14 protein-coding genes are annotated in these 16,937 nt (G+C 54.1%); 6 read left to right on the top strand and 8 right to left on the bottom strand.

The genetic code is table 11. From position 1 onward, the window contains the following. Positions 1–524 precede the first annotated feature (524 nt). Positions 525–1,040, bottom strand: coding sequence for an O-acetyl-ADP-ribose deacetylase (locus F3I20_RS05060; RefSeq protein ID WP_150010083.1), 516 nt, complete (start codon positions 1,038–1,040; stop codon positions 525–527). Between the two features lie 314 nt (positions 1,041–1,354). Then, the gene (locus F3I20_RS24100; protein WP_223811658.1) at positions 1,355–2,548 is read right to left on the bottom strand and encodes a thioredoxin domain-containing protein; all 1,194 of its coding nucleotides are present in this window, start codon (positions 2,546–2,548) and stop codon (positions 1,355–1,357) included. 369 nt (positions 2,549–2,917) lie between these two features. Between F3I20_RS24100 and uraH the strand changes: the two genes are divergently transcribed. Then, positions 2,918–3,340, top strand: a complete 423-nt coding sequence (gene uraH, locus F3I20_RS05050) for a hydroxyisourate hydrolase (RefSeq protein ID WP_150010081.1) — start codon at positions 2,918–2,920, stop codon at positions 3,338–3,340. 14 nt (positions 3,341–3,354) lie between these two features. Here uraH and F3I20_RS05045 read toward each other — a convergent pair whose 3' ends face one another. Further along, complete coding sequence (locus tag F3I20_RS05045) at positions 3,355–4,278, bottom strand: LysR family transcriptional regulator (protein WP_150010079.1); 924 nt, start codon at positions 4,276–4,278, stop codon at positions 3,355–3,357. 152 nt (positions 4,279–4,430) lie between these two features. On the opposite strand from F3I20_RS05045, the gene F3I20_RS05040 reads away from it, so the two are divergent. Next, entirely contained in the window at positions 4,431–5,180 is a 750-nt protein-coding gene (locus tag F3I20_RS05040; RefSeq protein ID WP_150010077.1) for an SDR family oxidoreductase, read from the top strand. 229 nt (positions 5,181–5,409) lie between these two features. Next, entirely contained in the window at positions 5,410–6,510 is a 1,101-nt protein-coding gene (locus F3I20_RS05035) for an NADH:flavin oxidoreductase/NADH oxidase (protein WP_150010075.1), read from the top strand. 50 nt (positions 6,511–6,560) lie between these two features. Here the strand turns inward: F3I20_RS05035 and F3I20_RS05030 are convergent, their stop codons facing one another. After that, positions 6,561–7,229, bottom strand: a complete 669-nt coding sequence (locus tag F3I20_RS05030) for a glutamate racemase (RefSeq protein ID WP_223811657.1) — start codon at positions 7,227–7,229, stop codon at positions 6,561–6,563. After that, a complete protein-coding gene (locus F3I20_RS24580; RefSeq protein WP_373276587.1) occupies positions 7,211–7,306 on the bottom strand; it encodes a hypothetical protein in 96 nt (31 codons plus the stop codon). The genes F3I20_RS05030 and F3I20_RS24580 overlap by 19 nt, the downstream gene beginning before the upstream one ends. 111 nt (positions 7,307–7,417) lie before the next feature. Between F3I20_RS24580 and curA the strand changes: the two genes are divergently transcribed. Next, positions 7,418–8,449, top strand: coding sequence for an NADPH-dependent curcumin/dihydrocurcumin reductase (curA, locus tag F3I20_RS05020; RefSeq protein WP_150010073.1), 1,032 nt, complete (start codon positions 7,418–7,420; stop codon positions 8,447–8,449). A gap of 258 nt (positions 8,450–8,707) precedes the next feature. Here curA and F3I20_RS05015 read toward each other — a convergent pair whose 3' ends face one another. Further along, the gene (locus tag F3I20_RS05015) at positions 8,708–11,065 is read right to left on the bottom strand and encodes a membrane-bound PQQ-dependent dehydrogenase, glucose/quinate/shikimate family (protein WP_150010071.1); all 2,358 of its coding nucleotides are present in this window, start codon (positions 11,063–11,065) and stop codon (positions 8,708–8,710) included. Between the two features lie 668 nt (positions 11,066–11,733). Here F3I20_RS05015 and F3I20_RS05010 point away from each other — a divergent pair. Together F3I20_RS05010 and F3I20_RS05005 are read left to right on the top strand one after the other, a co-directional pair. Then, positions 11,734–12,738 carry a GT-D fold domain-containing glycosyltransferase gene (locus F3I20_RS05010; RefSeq protein WP_150010069.1) on the top strand — a complete coding sequence of 335 codons (1,005 nt, stop codon included), beginning with the start codon at positions 11,734–11,736 and terminating at the stop codon, positions 12,736–12,738. Between the two features lie 190 nt (positions 12,739–12,928). Beyond that, positions 12,929–14,251: an MFS transporter gene (locus tag F3I20_RS05005; RefSeq protein ID WP_150010067.1), complete on the top strand. Its 1,323-nt coding sequence runs from the start codon at positions 12,929–12,931 to the stop codon at positions 14,249–14,251. Between the two features lie 112 nt (positions 14,252–14,363). On the opposite strand, the gene F3I20_RS05000 is transcribed toward F3I20_RS05005, so the two are convergent. Both F3I20_RS05000 and F3I20_RS04995 read right to left on the bottom strand, forming a co-directional pair. After that, the gene (locus F3I20_RS05000) at positions 14,364–15,794 is read right to left on the bottom strand and encodes a purine-cytosine permease family protein (RefSeq protein ID WP_150010065.1); all 1,431 of its coding nucleotides are present in this window, start codon (positions 15,792–15,794) and stop codon (positions 14,364–14,366) included. 336 nt (positions 15,795–16,130) lie between these two features. Beyond that, a complete protein-coding gene (locus tag F3I20_RS04995) occupies positions 16,131–16,763 on the bottom strand; it encodes a DapH/DapD/GlmU-related protein (RefSeq protein ID WP_150010328.1) in 633 nt (210 codons plus the stop codon). Positions 16,764–16,937: the final 174 nt, after the last annotated feature.

The following is a 16,937-nucleotide window of genomic DNA, read 5'->3' as shown; positions in this document are numbered from 1 at the left end:
GCAGTGAGCTGTGAAGATCGATTGACCTGAGAACGTTGAAGCCGTGACGCCATTGTAATAGCACAAAGCTCAGGGATGACGTCATCCTGGAAACCTGGGGAGCAGATTCAGCAGTGTGATCCCCAGGTTGTCGCTGCAACCAGATACCGTAGCGAGAGTGCTGCGGTGTAATCAGGCGCAGCACTGTAATAGTCATCACAGCATCAGACGCAAGTCATAAAACAAAAAGGGACGTTTTTCTTTCAGGAGATCAAGGTAAACCTGATAATGGCAGCGTCTCATGAACAATCCAGAGTTTGAGCAGTGTTTGATGAAAGAGACAAGTTGGGTGGTAAAGCTGATCCAGTCGTCAGAATCCAGCAATGTCGGGATGTCCGGGCATCATAATCAGACACGCACTAAAGAGCGCATAATGTATATTATGTTAAATAAGGTATCAGGTTCCTTTTTTCTGCCTGCATTCTTCTGGCAGATTGCGATCCTCTGACTGAAAGACGTCTCCCCTGACCTTCTCATGCGTATTATCAGTTAAGTCGCTTAAGATAGAGATCGTAATTTTCTGCATCGAAACAGACTACGTTAACGTTCTCGATTGTGCGGTTTTCAGCGATGCAATGTTTAATGACATCTAAGGCAATCGCCGCAGCACGTTCTTTAGGGAAACCATAAATTCCTGTGCTGATATTGGGAAACGAGACCGTTTTAATGCCGTGATGGTCGACAAGTTTAAAACAGCTCAGGTAAGCACGTTTTAACAGTGCATCTTCGTCATGTCGTCCATCGCTCCAGCGTGGGCCTACAGTGTGGATGACATAATCCGCTGGCAAATTACCTGCACCCGTTATCACGGCATCACCGACTTTGCATCCACCCTGACGACTGCGGATTAAATGACACTCAGCCAGAATCACAGGTCCGCCTGCGCGATGGATTGCGCCATCTACACCACCACCACCCAGCAATGAAGAGTTGGCTGCATTAACAATCGCTTCTGCGGAGATTTTAGTGATATCGCCCTGAATTACAGTTATTTTATTCATCTGACCCCACCTGATTACTGTAGCTACATGCCCGAACCTGCTGACGTTGCATTTCTTTGTTGTCATGACTGAAAATTTGCGACGTAGTCAAATATAGCCTGAATCTGGTGAAACAAGGTCGAGCCAGTTAAGACGATTTTCTCAACAACTCAGGCACGCAACATAACCTGGCAAATTGATTAAGGGATGCATTGCCAGCGGCCTGTCAATGATGCCAAAAATAATCAGGCCATCTCAGTCAGCAAAAAACGAAAAATAAAAAGATGCCGGAAGGATTATCATTCACCTTCCGGCATCCTGTTTTGGACAATGATTTAGTTTCCCGCCTGACCAAGGGCTTTATTAATCGCCGACTGCAACATCTCTTCCATCGCACCGCCTGGGTAAATCGTTACCGTCTCTGCGGTCGCACCCGACAGAGGCATAACAATCATTGCCGGCGTACCCTGAAAACCGGTATTTTTCGCCAGGATATCCGTGTGGGATAATGTGTCGAGCATATCATTGCTTTTTAACTTACCGGCACCGGCTGCAGACGCTGCTTTAGTGATATCTTTCTGTGTCAGCGCACCCTCAATATGACCACTGGCAAATAGCGCATTGTGGTATTTCATATAGGCATCACCGCCCTTTTGCTGCCAGATTCTTAAACCTGTTTCGGCCGCCTGGAAAGAGGGTTTCCAGCGATAACCAAAAATGGGCCACTCTTTGAAGATAAAGCGTACCTGAGGATTATTTTTCATCAGCGATTGAATGATGGGTGCCTGTCGTGCACAGACGCTGCATTGATAGTCGAAGAATTCTATCACCGCGACTTTTGCGTCCTCCGGCCCGATGGCAGGCACGGTTTTATCATTCAGCAGGTCGTCCTGATGCTGAATAGCTGCTGTGGTCATCGCTTTTATCTGCTCGTCATACTGAATTTTCTGTAGTTTCTGATCCACTTCAATCAGTAATTCAGGGTGCTTCAGCAGATAAGCTTTCGCCAGCTCACCAATGCGCGTTTCCTGTTCTGGCGTAAACAGAGGTTCAGCAGCTGGCGTCTGCGCGGATTTTTGTGTGGCATCCATATCGGTTACTGCTGGTTGCGGCTCACTCTTTTCCGCCACGGAAGCTGCCTCAGCAGACGGATTAACAGCCTGTGACGACTGCTTGCTCTCAGATTGTGGCTGAACCGGCACAGAAGTCGCGGCTTCCTGCGATACCGGAGCGGCGCTGGCTTCTGGCGCAGTCGCAACGGATGGCTGCTCTGCCGAATCCGGACTGGATGGCGCTGTCGCCACAGAATCATCCGGTTGCTGCGAGGCCTCATGAGTTGCTGTAACGGCTGGCGCTTCAGAACGGGCTGGCTGCTGATCAGGTTGCGAAATAGCAGATGCAGCCGCTTCAGGCTGGATAACGGTATTCACAGCAGGATCGGCAGCCGCTGGTTCTGCCGCTATTGCCGTCGAAACGCTGGTCGCACCAGCCAGTAACATCATGGCTAGTGCCAGTTTATTTTTAATCATTAATTGTCGTCCTGAATGTGGGATCGCTCATGTATGATGGCGATTTCGGCAGCGCCGCGCTGGGTATTTTCATTAGTGAGTTCTGTAACTCATTGACTCACGTCATATAAAGCCGATTTAAGCCTGCTGCCGCCCTGCTTTCTTTGCTGGATTTACAGAAAATTTAACCTGGCACCCTCGTTTCCTGGTTAGCTTCAACCGCACAAATGTTGAGTAATCGGTTAAGACAACCTTTGTATGATGTAACTAAATACATTCCTTTTTCTCGGAAATTTCACATTTCCTTCCACTCATTATCCTTTTGTCCTCAGGCACATTACTCTCTCAGCATTGTCACCCGTCCTCAAACAGTCAATAAAGGAAACATTGATGAAAACTTCATATGCTTTGATTGCTACATTACTGATGACCTCTGCCGCGTCCACTATCGCAGCTCAGCCGACTGCCGCAAAAAACCCACTGAGCGTACACGTTCTGAATCTGCAGACTGGCCAGCCGACAGCCGGTATTGAGGTTGAACTGGACCAGAAGCAGCAGGATAACTGGGTGAAGCTGGCGTCAGGCGTCACCGATAACAATGGTCGTATCAGCGCCCTGTTCCCGCAGGACAAAACGGCCAGCGCAGGCAGCTACCGCGTCGTATTTAAAACCGGTGACTTCTATAAAAAGAGCAACCAGAAAACCTTCTTCCCGGAAATCCCGGTTGAGTTCAACATGGAAGCAAACGGTGAGCACTACCATATCCCGTTACTGCTTAGTCCGTTTGGTTACTCAACCTATCGCGGCAACTGATGACAGTCCGGCACTCAGGTGCCGGATTCCCCCTCTCCCGCGACACGCGCCGGAAAACGGGCCACCAGCCAGTCAATAAAGACCCTTAAGCGTTGCGTTACGTGCCGATTTTGCGGATAGACCAGATGAAACGGATAACCCGCGGGACGCCAGTCGCGCAGGATCTCAACCATGTCACCCCGCCGCAGAATCGACGACAGCGAATAGCTGAACGTCTGAATAATCCCCAGCCCTGCCAGCCCCGCAGCCAGATGCCCGTTACTCTCATTGACGCCAATACGATGCGCACTGGTGATCTCAACTTTTTCTCCCTGTCGTTCGAATCGTAGCGGAAATGGCTTGCCGGTTAGCGGCGAAAGGTAACTCACCAGTCGGTGCCCGTTACGCAGTTCATCAGGATAGGCAGGCACGCCAGACGCTTTCAGATAGGCGGGTGTCGCGCAGGTGATCAGCGTTGCATGCCCAATCAGTCGGGCGATCAGTGAGGAGTCAGCCAGGGGACCGCCACGGATTACACAGTCAACGTTATCGCTAATCAGGTTAACCGGACGATCGGAGACGCCAAGGTCGAGCGTAATATCCGGATAGCGGTCAAAGAAATCGGGCAGCAGCGGAATCAGGATATCCCGCGCGGTCGATCCGCCAATATCGACACGTAAGTGTCCGCGCGGCTTACTGCGCAGCGCATTGAAACAGGCATCGATATCCTCCAGATCGCGCAGGATACGCAGTGCCTTCTCGTAGTATTCCCGCCCTTCCGCGGTGACGGTCACGCGTCGGGTAGTACGCTGCAGAAGCCTGACGGAAAGATGCGCTTCCAGCTCCTGAACCAGCTTGCTCAGCGTGGCTTTCGGCATGTTAAGCGAGTCCGCCGCACGGGTAAAACTGCCGCTTTCCACTACCCGTGAAAAGGCTTTAATCGCCAGCAACTGATCCATTCACGTCCCCTATTATCCACCCACATGGATAGTCATTTTCATTTTTGCGGATTTATCCGTCAATCCTCCTCTCTTACAGTAGCAATCAGTCCGGCAGCCCCGCTGACCGGAAAGAGATAAATCTGTTAATGCCACTCTTCGGAGAAACGCTCATGAACGCATCACTTGCAGGAAAAATTGCTCTGGTAACAGGCGGAACAAGCGGAATTGGCCTGGCCACCGCACGTGAACTGGCGGCACAGGGCGCACAGGTCTTTATTACCGGCCGACGTCAGGCGGAGCTGGATGCTGCGGTCGCTGAAATCGGCGGAACCATCAGCGGCATCCGGGCCGACGCCTCTCAGTTGCACGATCTCGACAATGTTTACTCGCGCATTGCGGCGCAGGCTGGACGGCTGGATATTCTGTTTGCTAACGCCGGAGGCGGCGACATGCTGCCGCTGGGCGCGATTACTGAAGAGCACGTTGATCGGATCTTTGGCACCAACGTGCGCGGCGTGCTCTTTACGGTACAGAAAGCCCTGCCTCTGCTGGTTGATGGCGCGTCAGTGATTCTGACCGGGTCAACCGCTGCTTCACAGGGTACAGCGGCCTTTAGCGTCTACAGCGCCAGTAAAGCAGCAGTGCGTAACTTTGCCCGTTCGTGGGCGCTGGATCTGAAAGAGCGCGGCATCCGGGTTAATGTCGTCAGTCCCGGCCCAATCCGCACGCCGGGGCTGGGTGATCTGGTCAGTGAAGATCAGCGTCAGGGGCTATTTGATGCGCTGGCTGCACAGATACCGCTTGGCCGTCTGGGAGAATCGCAGGAAGTGGCCAGAACCGTTGCCTTTCTCGCGTCTGATGCCGCCAGCTTTATCAATGCGACAGAGCTGTTTGTTGATGGCGGAATGGCGCAGGTCTGAAGTTGAGCGAAAAAGTAAACAGGGGTTGGTCACTCAGCATCACAGGCATTCCCCGTTAATCAGAGGCCAACTGAACGTGCCACATGCCCTGCTGCTGCTGCAGGGTACGCTGCTTTTGCACTGATTGCGGCTTGTCGTCATAAAATGACACGTTGCTTTAACCCCGCCCTGTGAGATCTCCCGCTATAGTTATTGCCTGTCACGTCAGTCATAAAACCACGGAGATAACATGAGCCAACTTTTTTCCACTGTCTCACTGGGCGAACTTACGCTGGATAACCGCATTGTGATTGCGCCGATGTGCCAGTACTCGGCTGAAGCAGGCAATGCCACCGCCTGGCACCGTATTCATCTTGGCCAGCTCTCTTTTTCCGGTGCGGGTCTGATGATTATCGAAGCCACGGCCGTCGAGGACATTGGTCGTATCTCTCCCGGCGATTTGGGCTTGTGGAATGATGACAATGAAGCCGCACTGAAAACGGTGCTGGAAGATGTGCGCCGCTACTCTTCTATTCCGGTGGGTATTCAGCTGGGCCATGCGGGCCGCAAAGCATCGTGCGCCGTGCCCTGGGAAGGCGGTAAGCAGATTGCACCGGATGCCGGCGGCTGGCAGACCGTAGCACCATCTGCCCTGAGCTACAGCGCGGACGAAGTGAAACCGCTGGCGATGAGCATTGACGATCTGCAGCGTGTAAAACAGGCCTTTGTCGACAGCGCCCATCGCGCGGTACGCCTGGGCATTGAGCTGATCGAAGTCCATGCAGCGCACGGCTATCTGCTGCATCAGTTCCTGTCGCCGCTGTCGAATCAGCGCAGTGACGAATATGGCGATTCGCTGGAAAACCGTATGCGCTTCCCGCTGGAGGTGTTCAAAGCCGTCCGTGAAGCCGTACCCGCGTCCGTGCCGGTAGGCGTGCGCATTTCCGCTACGGACTGGGTCGAAGGCGGCTGGGAAATCGAGCAGTCGATCGCCTTCTCACGTGAGCTGGAAGCGCTGAACTGCGCCTATATCCACGTCTCAAGTGGGGGGTTGTCGGAAGATCAGAAAATCAGCGTCGGACCTAATTACCAGGTGCCGTTCTCACGCGATATCCGTGAACAGGTGTCGATTCCGGTGATTGCGGTTGGCCTGATTACTGAACCGCAGCAGGCGGAAGGTGTGCTTCAACAGGGCGATGCCGACCTGGTCGCACTGGCGCGCGGTATTCTCTACGATCCACGCTGGCCGTGGCACGCTGCGGCTGTGCTGGAAGGCAAAGTCCAGGTTCCGCCGCAATATCTGCGTTCTGAACCGCACGATGTCAAAGGCATTCTGACGCAGGATCAGTAAGCTTTATGGGCAGAGCGCATAGATGGCGCTCTGCCCGCATAACGTAACGATCATCTGAGATCGTAGCAGGCCTGCAACGCAAGATGCGGGCCAGTCAGCGGTCGCCGTGCCGCGGGAAACTGCCGGGCAACCGGCGTCATTGAGCTTTGCGCCAAAGCCACCGCAACGGCACCCTGCTGATACGCCTGCTCGGCGGCTGCCGCAATCAGTGTAAAGTATTCTGTTGTGTCCCCCGCTTTAAACGCCGCCCACGCGCCCTCCACCAGCGCAACCTCTGTCTGGCTGCCCGGCTGGCAGAAGAGCGCCCGCGTCGCCGTCAGCGTTGATTCTGCTGCACAGAGGGCTACCGTCGGCCCCGTATGGCGTTGTAGCGCCTGCGCTAACATCCCGTCGGTGCGCATGACCCGATCCTGCACAGAGAAATCATCGGCAACTGGCCCCAGCGTCGAGCAGGTGATCAGCACCGCATCGAACTGCGGCAGCAGCGTTTCAATCATTTGGGCAATACGGCGGCGTAACGCAGTCGTCATCCCGCCACTGCGCGCCGCCTCGGCCAGCAGTGCAGGCATCACCAGATGATTCAGCGGCGCGTTGTCACCCGTCAGTGTGGTGGCGGCATCATCAAATATCGGGATATTGCTGGCGGCAGTGTGAAAGCAAAGAATATTCAGGGTGAGTTCCTTTTCTGACAGGTGCAGGGTCAGTGTGTGGGTTGCCACAAGGCATGCTGGATAACAACACGATAACCATCCCTGTCGATAAATGTCACGCCCCGCTGCTCCCGGTAAGGATTAATATCACCTTACCGCTCACAGCGCTAAACCCATTCCTGCCGCAGTCATCTACACTTTTCCGGTATTCATACGGTAATGCCCTGTGCATCGCCCGGCTATAAAAGGAAGACAATATGACTGAACAAGCAACCCAGAACCACGCCTGGTTACTGGCTTCACGCCCTCACGGTGAGCCGACCAAAGAGAATTTCCGCCATGTGGCGCAGCCCTTGCCGGAAATCAAAGAAGGCGAAGTGCTGCTGAAGACCATCTACCTCTCACTGGATCCCTACATGCGTGGCCGGATGGATGACGGTAAATCCTACGCTGCACCGGCAGAGCTGGATCAGCCGATGGTCGGTGGTACCGTCTGTCAGGTCGTCGAATCAAAAAACAGCGAGTTTAAAACCGGTGACTGGGTGCTGGCGCAGAGTGGCTGGCAGGAATATGCCGTCTCCGATGGTAAAGAGATTGCGAAGCTGGGCAACGATCTGCCGCATCCGTCCTGGGCGCTGGGCATTCTCGGAATGCCAGGCTTTACCGCCTATATGGGCCTGATGGATATCGGTCAGCCTAAAGCGGGTGAAACCCTGGTTGTCGCCGCGGCAACCGGTCCGGTAGGCGCAACAGTGGGTCAGTTAGGAAAACAGAAAGGCTGTCGTGTCGTCGGTGTCGCGGGCGGTGAAGAGAAATGCCGTTATGCAGTTGATACACTGGGCTTTGATGCCTGCCTCGATCACCACAGTGCCGACTTTGAAGAGCAGCTGAAAAACGCCTGCCCGGATGGCATCGATATTTATTTCGAAAATGTGGGTGGCAAAGTGTTTGATGCGGTATTCCCGCTGCTTAACACCGCCGCGCGGGTGCCGGTCTGTGGCCTGGTCTCCGCCTACAGCCAGCGTGAGCTGCCGGAAGGCCCGGACAGAACCTCATTGATCATGGCGGGCATTCTGAAGCGCCGTATCCGTATGCAGGGCTTTATCATCTTCCAGGATTACGGTGACCGCTATCCGGAGTTCCTGGAGGCAATGCGTCCTATGGTGGAGAGCAAAAAAATCCACTATCGCGAGCACATGATTGAAGGGTTGGATAACGCACCACAGGCGTTTATCGATATGCTGAATGGCAAAAACTTCGGTAAAACCGTGGTGAACGTCGGCGCATAATGACGTTAGCGTGCCACGCCACTGACGTGGCACGCTGCAATGAATGCCATATCCCTGTTCCCGCAGTGTGACCTCTCCGGCCTCAATCCCGCGCGTAACTCAAAGACTCTCACTCACATCAGGCGCACCTGTTACTGACGACGCTTAGCAATAAACATATTCAGAAGGTAAAAAAGCGAAGAGGTAATATGGCAGGAAAGTCAGCCAGGCAAGCGCGTAAAAAAGCTGAGCGCCGGGGCGGCGCTCAGCGGGTCAGGATTACTTCAGACGGAAAGCGACAACGCTGTCGCCCGCCGTGGTGCCAAGCGAGCCGTGGCCGCCAGCTGCAATCACGACATACTGCTTGCCATCTTTACCCATAAAGGTGGATGGCGTGGCCTGCGCACCCGCGCTCAGTTCCGTCTGCCACAGCAGTTCGCCGGTGGTGCTGTCGTAAGCACGGAAGAAGTTATCTGCCGTTGCGCCGTGGAACACCAGATCACCCGCCGTCAGCAGCGGTCCGCCGTGCGCCACCATCCCCATCGGGAAACCGAGCGGGAAGCGGCCAGGCAGGAAGCTGGTCTTGAGGTTTTTGGTGGTGCCGACGCGACGCAGCCATTCGGTTTTGCCGGTGGTCAGATCCACACCCACCATCCGTCCCCACGGTGGCGCGATGCAGGGAATACCCAGACCTGACGCCATCTGCTGGATGTGGATAGCGTAATCTCCGTGGAAGTTTTCATTCCAGTACGGCGTGCCATCTTTGGTGAAGGTACGCTGGGTTTCGGTTTCCGGCGTGCGCTTAATCAGGTTGTATTTGTAGGCCAGGCGCACCGGTGCCGCAATCAGCATCTGACGCTGCGGATCAACAGCCACGGAACCCCAGTTAAACACGCCGATATTGCCCGGGAAGATCAGCGAGCCTTTCTCGGTTGGCGGCGTCCATGGGTTACCGTCATAGCGCAGTTCACGGAAGGTCGTGCGGCAGGCCATCTGGTCAAACGGCGTAATGCCCCACATCGACTTCTCAGTCAGCGGTTGCGGAATGAAGTTCAGGCTGGAGACCGGCTGGGTCGCCGCATACTGCTCACCCTTAATACCATCCGTGGAGACCTTAACCTGCTCTACCGGGTAAACCGGCTCCCCGGTCAGGCGGTTGAGCACAAACAGGTTGCCGGTTTTGGTCGGCAGGATCACCGCCGGTTGCGGTTTGCCCTGATAGTTGATGTCCACCAGCGACGGCTGTGACGGATTATCGCGATCCCACAGGTCGTGGTTCGAACTCTGATAACGCCATTTGAACGCGCCGGTTTTCAGATCCAGTGCCACCAGTGCATCACGGAATTTTTCGGTGTTGCTGGCAGGATCGCGTTTAATCCCTACTTCATCCGGCGAGGCATTACCAAACGGCACATAGACCAGACCGTTTTTCAGGTCGGCGCTCAGGGTGGCCCAGGCAACCGGGGTATCCTGCGGATACGTTGCGCCTGCGGCGACCGGTGCAGTGTTATCCGGATTAGCCGGATCGAAGTTCCACACCAGACGACCCGTAACGGCATCATAGGCACGGATCACACCCGATGGGTTGCCGCTGTTGAAGCCGTTATCCATCACCGAACCGCCTACGATCACCAGATTGCCTGCCACCAGTGGTGCCGCAGTCTGCATCAGTGCATGCGGACGCACTTCGCCCATATTGGTACGCAGGTTTACCACACCGTTGTTACCAAAGTCAGCACAGGGCTTGCCGGTGTCGGCATCCAGCGCCAGAAGGCGGGCATCGGTGGTCGCATTAAAGATACGTTTGCGGCAGATAGCCGGGGATGCGCCTGTCTGCTGCTCCACCTGCTGACCCGCATCGAAGTAGCTCACGCCACGGCAGGTCTGGTGCTGCTGCAGATAAGAGCGGTTTTTATCCGGCGCTGTTTTCCACTTCACGGCACCGGTTTCCGGGTCAAGAGCATGTACCTCGTTGTGCGGCGTACAGAAGTAGAGCATGCCGTTGGCTTTCAGCGGCGTCGCTTCAAAGGTGTATTCAGTCGCATCATCACCCTGGCGCAGATCGCCGGTGTGATAGGTCCAGGCGACTTCCAGATCTTTCACATTATCTTTAGTAATCTGCTTCAGTGCCGAGAAACGCTGGCCATCCGTTGTCCCGCCATAGGCGTTCCACTCTTCAGCAGCACCGCCGGTCGCGGAACTATTACGTTGGGTATTAATGGTGCCCTGTTGCGGCAGCGGATCGTAGAAGCAGAGGCCAATCACCAGCAGCACCATCAGCACCACTGAGCCGCCAAGGAAAGGATGGAAGCGGCGCTGTCCCTGATAAAGAGGACGAACCACCCACGGCAGAGCCAGCCAGACACCCAGCACACCAAACAGATCGCCGCGCGGAATCCACTGCCATTTGTCGAAGCCCACTTCCCAGATCGTCCAGAACAGCGTGACCCACATCAGCAGCGCATACAGCGTCAGTGCACTGCGTTTGTTCATCATCAGCAGAATCGCGCTGAGCAGAACGCCAACACCCATCAACGCGTAGAACGCGCTGCCTCCCGCAAGCAGAAGTTGTCCTCCCATGTAAATCAGGGCGATAGCAAATATCACCATGATTACACTGGTTATTTTATTGATCATGATCCTTCCTCGGGTCATTAGCGGTCATCAGAAAGTTAAGCTGGAAACATAAATTCAACGAGATTTTAACTTACATGTGAAATATGTAAAAACGTGTACAGGCGTAAATCATTAGTAATATTGATTAAAAATAGCGATTGCAGAAGCGTTAAGACCGCTTTATTTACTTTCCTAAGGGGAAAATACGCGATATTCATCACAAAAAATTAACGATAGGACGTGAATTATCGCACCTTTTGTTCAAAGGTGAATAACTGACAGACCAGCCACGCTTCATTAACGCCAGCTTAAGTCTGATCAGACAGGGATAATGAGTGTCAAATAAGCATAATGGTTTATTAACGTCTTGCTGCAACAACTCTTAATGCTAAAATCAGAAAACGTAGTGCGCTGATGTCTTATACCGTCAGGTTATCAGTGCTCATGCGGTTTCAATGATTTTCAGATTATTATTTCTGGTAATTGACTTTATTCTGACATTATTTTTTAGCGCTGCCTTCAGTGAGGAATATATTAATAATGTCAGGGATTCTGTTGAATAAAACGATTTCAGATATTCCGTAGCCCGACCCTACTTTTATCTGTGATATATATCATCACTCTTATAAGAATTTATCCGGCAAGCAGGCGGGATTTTCTCTGGCAACAATAACCCAGGCAGGCTAACTATGTCCGCACTTCATGCTATTTATCGTAAGTTTCGTTTCCCGTTTAAATTCATTAATGCGGCCATTCGCTATCCTGCCGCGCAGGCACGGGTAAAGCGTTATTCCGTCATGTCGATAGAAGAAACAATCGATCTGCTATTACGTAAACCGCAATTATCACTGGCCCGTTACGGCGACGGGGAACTGGAGATGACCTGGTATAAAAACATTGGCTTTCAGCCATTTGACCCAAAACTGTCGGCAAGGCTCAAGACGCTGCTGCAGCAGGAGCCCCGGGACAACCCGAACTGTCTGATTTGCCTGCCGGATGCTTTTCGCACCACCCGCAATATGAAAAATGGATCGGCCCTGTTCTGGTTCTTCCATAAATCATTTTACTTTAAACATTATGATGATCTGCTGAATCATCAATACCAGTATGGCAATACCTCGGTGACCCGCCCTTATCACGACTATAAAAGCAAACACTTATCCAGGACGATATTCGATAAATTTAAACAGCTCTACCAGGGTCGCCGGGTATTAATTGTTGAGGGCAGTGGCACACGTCTGGGATTAGGCAATGATTTACTGGAGGGGGCCAGCGAAATAAAACGTATTACAACGCTGAACCGTAATGCTTTTTCCGTTTATGATCGTCTCTTCGATACGGTATTAGCGAATGCCGTCGACTTTGATCTGGTCTTAATTTCTTTAGGTCCGACGGCGACCGTGCTGGCTTATGATTTAAGTCAGCGTGGAGTTCGCTGTATTGATAGCGGTCATGTCGATATTGAATATGAGTGGATGCTGGTCAGTGCCACCAGCAAAGTAAAAGTGGCAGGAAAAAATGTTAATGAAGCGGGTGTGCTGCTGAGTGAACAGACAACAGTGGCTGATGCGACGTATCAGCGGCAGATTTTGCAGCATGTTGGCGAAACGCCACAGGATAAAGTCACGGCTGAAGCGGAAGCCCTGGTTATCCCGCTGCCCCACGTCAGCAGCACGCATCATAACGCTGCATGAGCTTCACCATCGACAGGCAATGACTGCACCGCATTGATGCGCAGGCGAATAATTAGCGGGATCAGTTAACCCGTTAAACGCAGGCTCAGCAGCCCGCAGCCTCTGTCAGCGGTGTTTTTGTCGGAGAGAGCTCTTCTCCGGCATTAATCTTGCTTTGGCTCTCCTGAGATACCTAATCAGGAGACGTGAGATGAGATCCAGCCGTTACCGTTACACAATATTTTCACTGCTGTTCCTGATCGCCCTGATCAACTACATCGATCGCGGCGCGCTGTCATTTGCGGCCAACGCCATTGCGGCAGAGTACCACTTCAGCAAAGTCCAGCTCGGTGCCGTGCTGGGTTACTTTGGCTTCGGTTATCTGTTTGGTTCGCTGTGTGGTGGCTTCCTTGCCGACCGTATCGGCACGAAGAAAGTCTGGCTGCTGGCCGGCGTGCTCTGGTCGCTGCTGGAGATCGCCACCGCCTGGGCGGGTGAACTGGGCATGGCACTGTTTGGCGGCTCTGCCATTATGGGCTTTGCGGCTCTGCGCATCCTGTTTGGTTTTTCTGAAGGCCCGGCCTATGCGCTGATGAACAAAGCGATTGCCCACTGGGCACCCGATAACGAGCGCGGCTTTGCACTGGGTATTGGCCTGCTCTCTACTCAGGTTGGCGCACTGCTGACTGCGCCGATTGCGGTTGGCCTGCTGCTGCTGACTCATGACTGGCGTATGATGTTTATCCTGCTGGGTGTGTTCTCCCTGCTGGCGATGGCGCTGTTTGCCCGCACCTTCAGTGACAGCCCGGATAAGAGCCCTCACACCAGCGCGGCTGAACGCACACTGATCCAGAACGGTCAGCGCCGCAGCACAGGCGACAGCGTCTCCCTGCCCTGGTGGCGCTTCTTTACCAGCCGCACGCTGGTCTGCAACGCGCTGGGCTACTTCTCCTTCCTCTACATCACCTTTACCCTGGTGACCTGGATGCCGAAGTATCTGCAGGATAATTTCCATTACGACCTGCACTCACTATGGTACGTGGCGATGATCCCCTGGAGTGGTGCCTGCATCACCGTGCTGCTGGGCGGTCGTATTGCCGATGCCCTGCTGGCCCGCTTCGGTAATCTGCGGCTGGCGCGCAATCTGTTTGCGGCGGTCACGCTGTGCGGCACCGCATGCTGTTTTATGGCGATCCCCTACGTGCAGTCGGCCGCCGGGATTATCGCGCTGATGACCCTGGGCAATGCGCTGAATGCGCTGGTGAATAATGTCTACTGGTCGGTAGTCATCGATGTCACCCCGAAAGCGTCGGTTGGCACCTATAGCGGCATGACACTGGCCATAGCCAACCTGGCGGCAATTATCTCTCCGATGCTCTGTGGCTGGCTGGCGGAATATTACGGTTACAACGCGATGTTTACCGTCACTGCAGTCATCGCCTTTGGCAGCATGCTGGCGATGACGTTGTTACAGCCGGAGAAACCGCTGGTGGCCGAAGCGCAGACCGGCGCGGCGGATGTTTCGGCGGCATAATCTCAGGCGGCGAGATTTTCTGATTTGACGGATTGCGCCTCAGCCTGACACCCTGCCTGTCACACATCCAGCCCCTGAAAAAAAGCCGCCCTCCAGGGCGGCTTTTACCTTTTCATATCGCGGTATAGATTGACTGTTCAGGTCTGCCACGGCGATCCCAGCGGCTGGTGAATAGCCATAACAGCGCCGTCGCAAACCAGCCGATGATCCACGAGACATCATTGCCGGCAAAAATCCAGGTCAGCGAGCCATGGTGCAGCGGATTATCAATAAACGGCAGTTGTACCAGCACGCCCAGGAAATAGACGGTGATACCGGCCAGATTCCAGCGTCCATAGCGTCCATCGGGCTGCGACAGCGCCGGGACATCAACCCTGCCTTTGGTGATCAGATAGAAATCGGTCAGGCTGATCGCGCTCCAGGGCACAAAAAAAGCCAGCAGGAAGAGCAGGAAGTGAGTGAAGGATTTCAAAAACGCCGGTTCACTGAGCAGAGCAATGACGCAGGCCAGCGCCACCATCAGCACCACAAACAGAATGCGTGCGCCCCGGCTCAGCGTGGTTTGCTGCCGGAAGCCAGACACAATGGTCGTCAGTGACATAAAACTGCCGTAGGCATTCAGCGTGGTAAAGGTGATTTTCCCAAAGCAAATTGCGAAATAAATCACCATCGCCATGGTCGCCGTGCTGCCCATGCTCACGATGTAACCCACCTCATTACCTGCAAACGCACTACCGGCAATCGCCGCGACGATCACCCCCAGCGTCATTGAAGCCTGCGTGCCAAGCACAGTGCCGAAAAAGACCGCGCTGAACAGTTTCTTTGCAGAGACATCCGCCGGCAGATAGCGCGAATAGTCCGAGACATAGGGACAGAAAGCAATCTGCCATGACGAAGAAAGGGAGACCGCCAGCAGGAAATTCGCTACGGTAAAGTGCTGATTCTGCCAGACGGCGGATAAATCATGCGCAGAAAACAGCGTTATGAACAGATAAGCAAAGGCTAAAACGCCGATAACGCTCGCCACTTTCCCCAGCTGATGGATGACGCGATAGCCCAGAACCGCAATAATCACGATGAGGATGCTGAACAGGATCATTCCGGCTGAATTGCTGACATGGATAAGTTTAGCCAGCGCCTGCCCCGCTAACACTGTCCCGCTGGCTGAGAACCCTACATACATCATGCAGACCAGCACCAGCGGAATGACGGCACCAAATACGCCAAACTGCATACGACTGGTGATCATCTGTGGTAAGCCCAGGCGCGGGCCCTGAATAGCATGTAAAGACATGATCGCTGCACCCAGAATCTGCCCCACCAGTAACCCGATGAGCGACCATACAACGTCGCCACCCAGCACCACGGCCAGCGCGCCCGTGACAATGGCCGTGATTTGCAGATTGCCACCGAACCAGAGCGTGAACTGGCTGAAGGGATGACCGTGCCGTTCGCGCAATGGGATGTAATCAATGGAACGGGTTTCTGACAGGCGCTGTTTCTCTGCGCCTGAATAGTCTGCTACAGATGTTTTGACCGACATAGATTCCTCGCTGAAACAGTGAGAGACGCGTTAACTGAAAAAGTGAAGTGCCCGACCCAGGATTGAAGATACATGTCTATACAATCAGCGAGAATGTCATGGGCATGGGCAAGTTACAAGGTAACCTGTCATTGGAAAATGTGATGATACCGACAGGCTGACGATGATGATCGGGATCGCGTGGAGTGTCAGGCCTGCCAGATTAAGAGAGGATGGTGGGGCAGCCGTCAGCGCCTCTGCCTTTCTCTGTTGGTATGGCGCACGTCAATCATGAAATTCATACATCTGCTACTCGCCGTGCTGAATCGGTGTGCGAACCGGCTGACGTTGAGATGATTACTCCCCGTGCCGCTGACAGAACGCGTCGATGTCGCCGTGCTGAAAGTCGGGCAGATTTGCGAGCAGTTTTTCCAGTGGCCAGTTCCACCAGGCAATGCGCTGCAGGCGGGCGGCAATCGCGGGCGTAAATCGGACCCGCAACGGCCGGGCCGGAACACCGCCCACCACGGTGTAAGGCGCAACGTGTTTGGTTACGACTGCGCCCGCGGCCAGCACCGCACCATCGCCAATAGTGACGCCAGGCAGCACAATCACGCCGTGCCCGATCCAGACATCATTTCCGATGACTATCCTATCGGCACGGCGGGCTGCAAAGAAGCCCTGATCGCGCCGTGCGTCGGGATGATAATACTCCGGGCAGTAGGTAAAGCGATGCTGCGAAGCCCGATCCATAGGATGATTCGGCGCACCGATACGCACCTGATTGGCAATGGCGCAGAAACGCCCCACCTTGGTATCAGCCAGGCAGCAGTGCTCGCCGACATAGGAGAAGTCACCCAGCACGCTGTACTCCAGCGTGCTGTGCGCCAGGATCTCACACTGCTGACCCACGGTGGTTTCCCGCATCCGTACACTCTCATCAATCCAGGTGTGCGTTAATCGGGCGGGCATAACGGCGGCAATGGACATATTACTCCCGGTCAGGATAAGCAGCACCCCGGCGGCGTGCTTTTGCCGAACCACCTTACCCGCCTTTAATGACAGAGAATTGACACAGAAAAAAGGCGGAGTGGTTAGCTCCGCCTTGTTTCAAGTTCCGGTTAACCTGCGTGACCGGTCAGTTGCATAAGGGCAACGATGATC

Source organism: Candidatus Pantoea gossypiicola (assembly GCF_008632075.1).
Lineage (GTDB): Bacteria > Pseudomonadota > Gammaproteobacteria > Enterobacterales > Enterobacteriaceae > Pantoea > Pantoea gossypiicola.
The sequence above is the reverse complement of the archived record's forward strand: the minus strand, read 5'-3'. Positions and strand labels throughout refer to the sequence as shown.

What these genes read in the sequence shown, in the direction of transcription:
- F3I20_RS05060 (WP_150010083.1), bottom strand. Translation starts at nt 1,040, where the DNA reads ATGAATAAAATAACTGTAATTCAGGGCGATATCACTAAAATCTCCGCA.
- F3I20_RS24100 (WP_223811658.1), bottom strand. Translation starts at nt 2,548, where the DNA reads ATGATTAAAAATAAACTGGCACTAGCCATGATGTTACTGGCTGGTGCG.
- uraH (WP_150010081.1), top strand. Translation starts at nt 2,918, where the DNA reads ATGAAAACTTCATATGCTTTGATTGCTACATTACTGATGACCTCTGCC.
- F3I20_RS05045 (WP_150010079.1), bottom strand. Translation starts at nt 4,278, where the DNA reads ATGGATCAGTTGCTGGCGATTAAAGCCTTTTCACGGGTAGTGGAAAGC.
- F3I20_RS05040 (WP_150010077.1), top strand. Translation starts at nt 4,431, where the DNA reads ATGAACGCATCACTTGCAGGAAAAATTGCTCTGGTAACAGGCGGAACA.
- F3I20_RS05035 (WP_150010075.1), top strand. Translation starts at nt 5,410, where the DNA reads ATGAGCCAACTTTTTTCCACTGTCTCACTGGGCGAACTTACGCTGGAT.
- curA (WP_150010073.1), top strand. Translation starts at nt 7,418, where the DNA reads ATGACTGAACAAGCAACCCAGAACCACGCCTGGTTACTGGCTTCACGC.
- F3I20_RS05015 (WP_150010071.1), bottom strand. Translation starts at nt 11,065, where the DNA reads ATGATCAATAAAATAACCAGTGTAATCATGGTGATATTTGCTATCGCC.
- F3I20_RS05010 (WP_150010069.1), top strand. Translation starts at nt 11,734, where the DNA reads ATGTCCGCACTTCATGCTATTTATCGTAAGTTTCGTTTCCCGTTTAAA.
- F3I20_RS05005 (WP_150010067.1), top strand. Translation starts at nt 12,929, where the DNA reads ATGAGATCCAGCCGTTACCGTTACACAATATTTTCACTGCTGTTCCTG.
- F3I20_RS05000 (WP_150010065.1), bottom strand. Translation starts at nt 15,794, where the DNA reads ATGTCGGTCAAAACATCTGTAGCAGACTATTCAGGCGCAGAGAAACAG.
- F3I20_RS04995 (WP_150010328.1), bottom strand. Translation starts at nt 16,763, where the DNA reads ATGTCCATTGCCGCCGTTATGCCCGCCCGATTAACGCACACCTGGATT.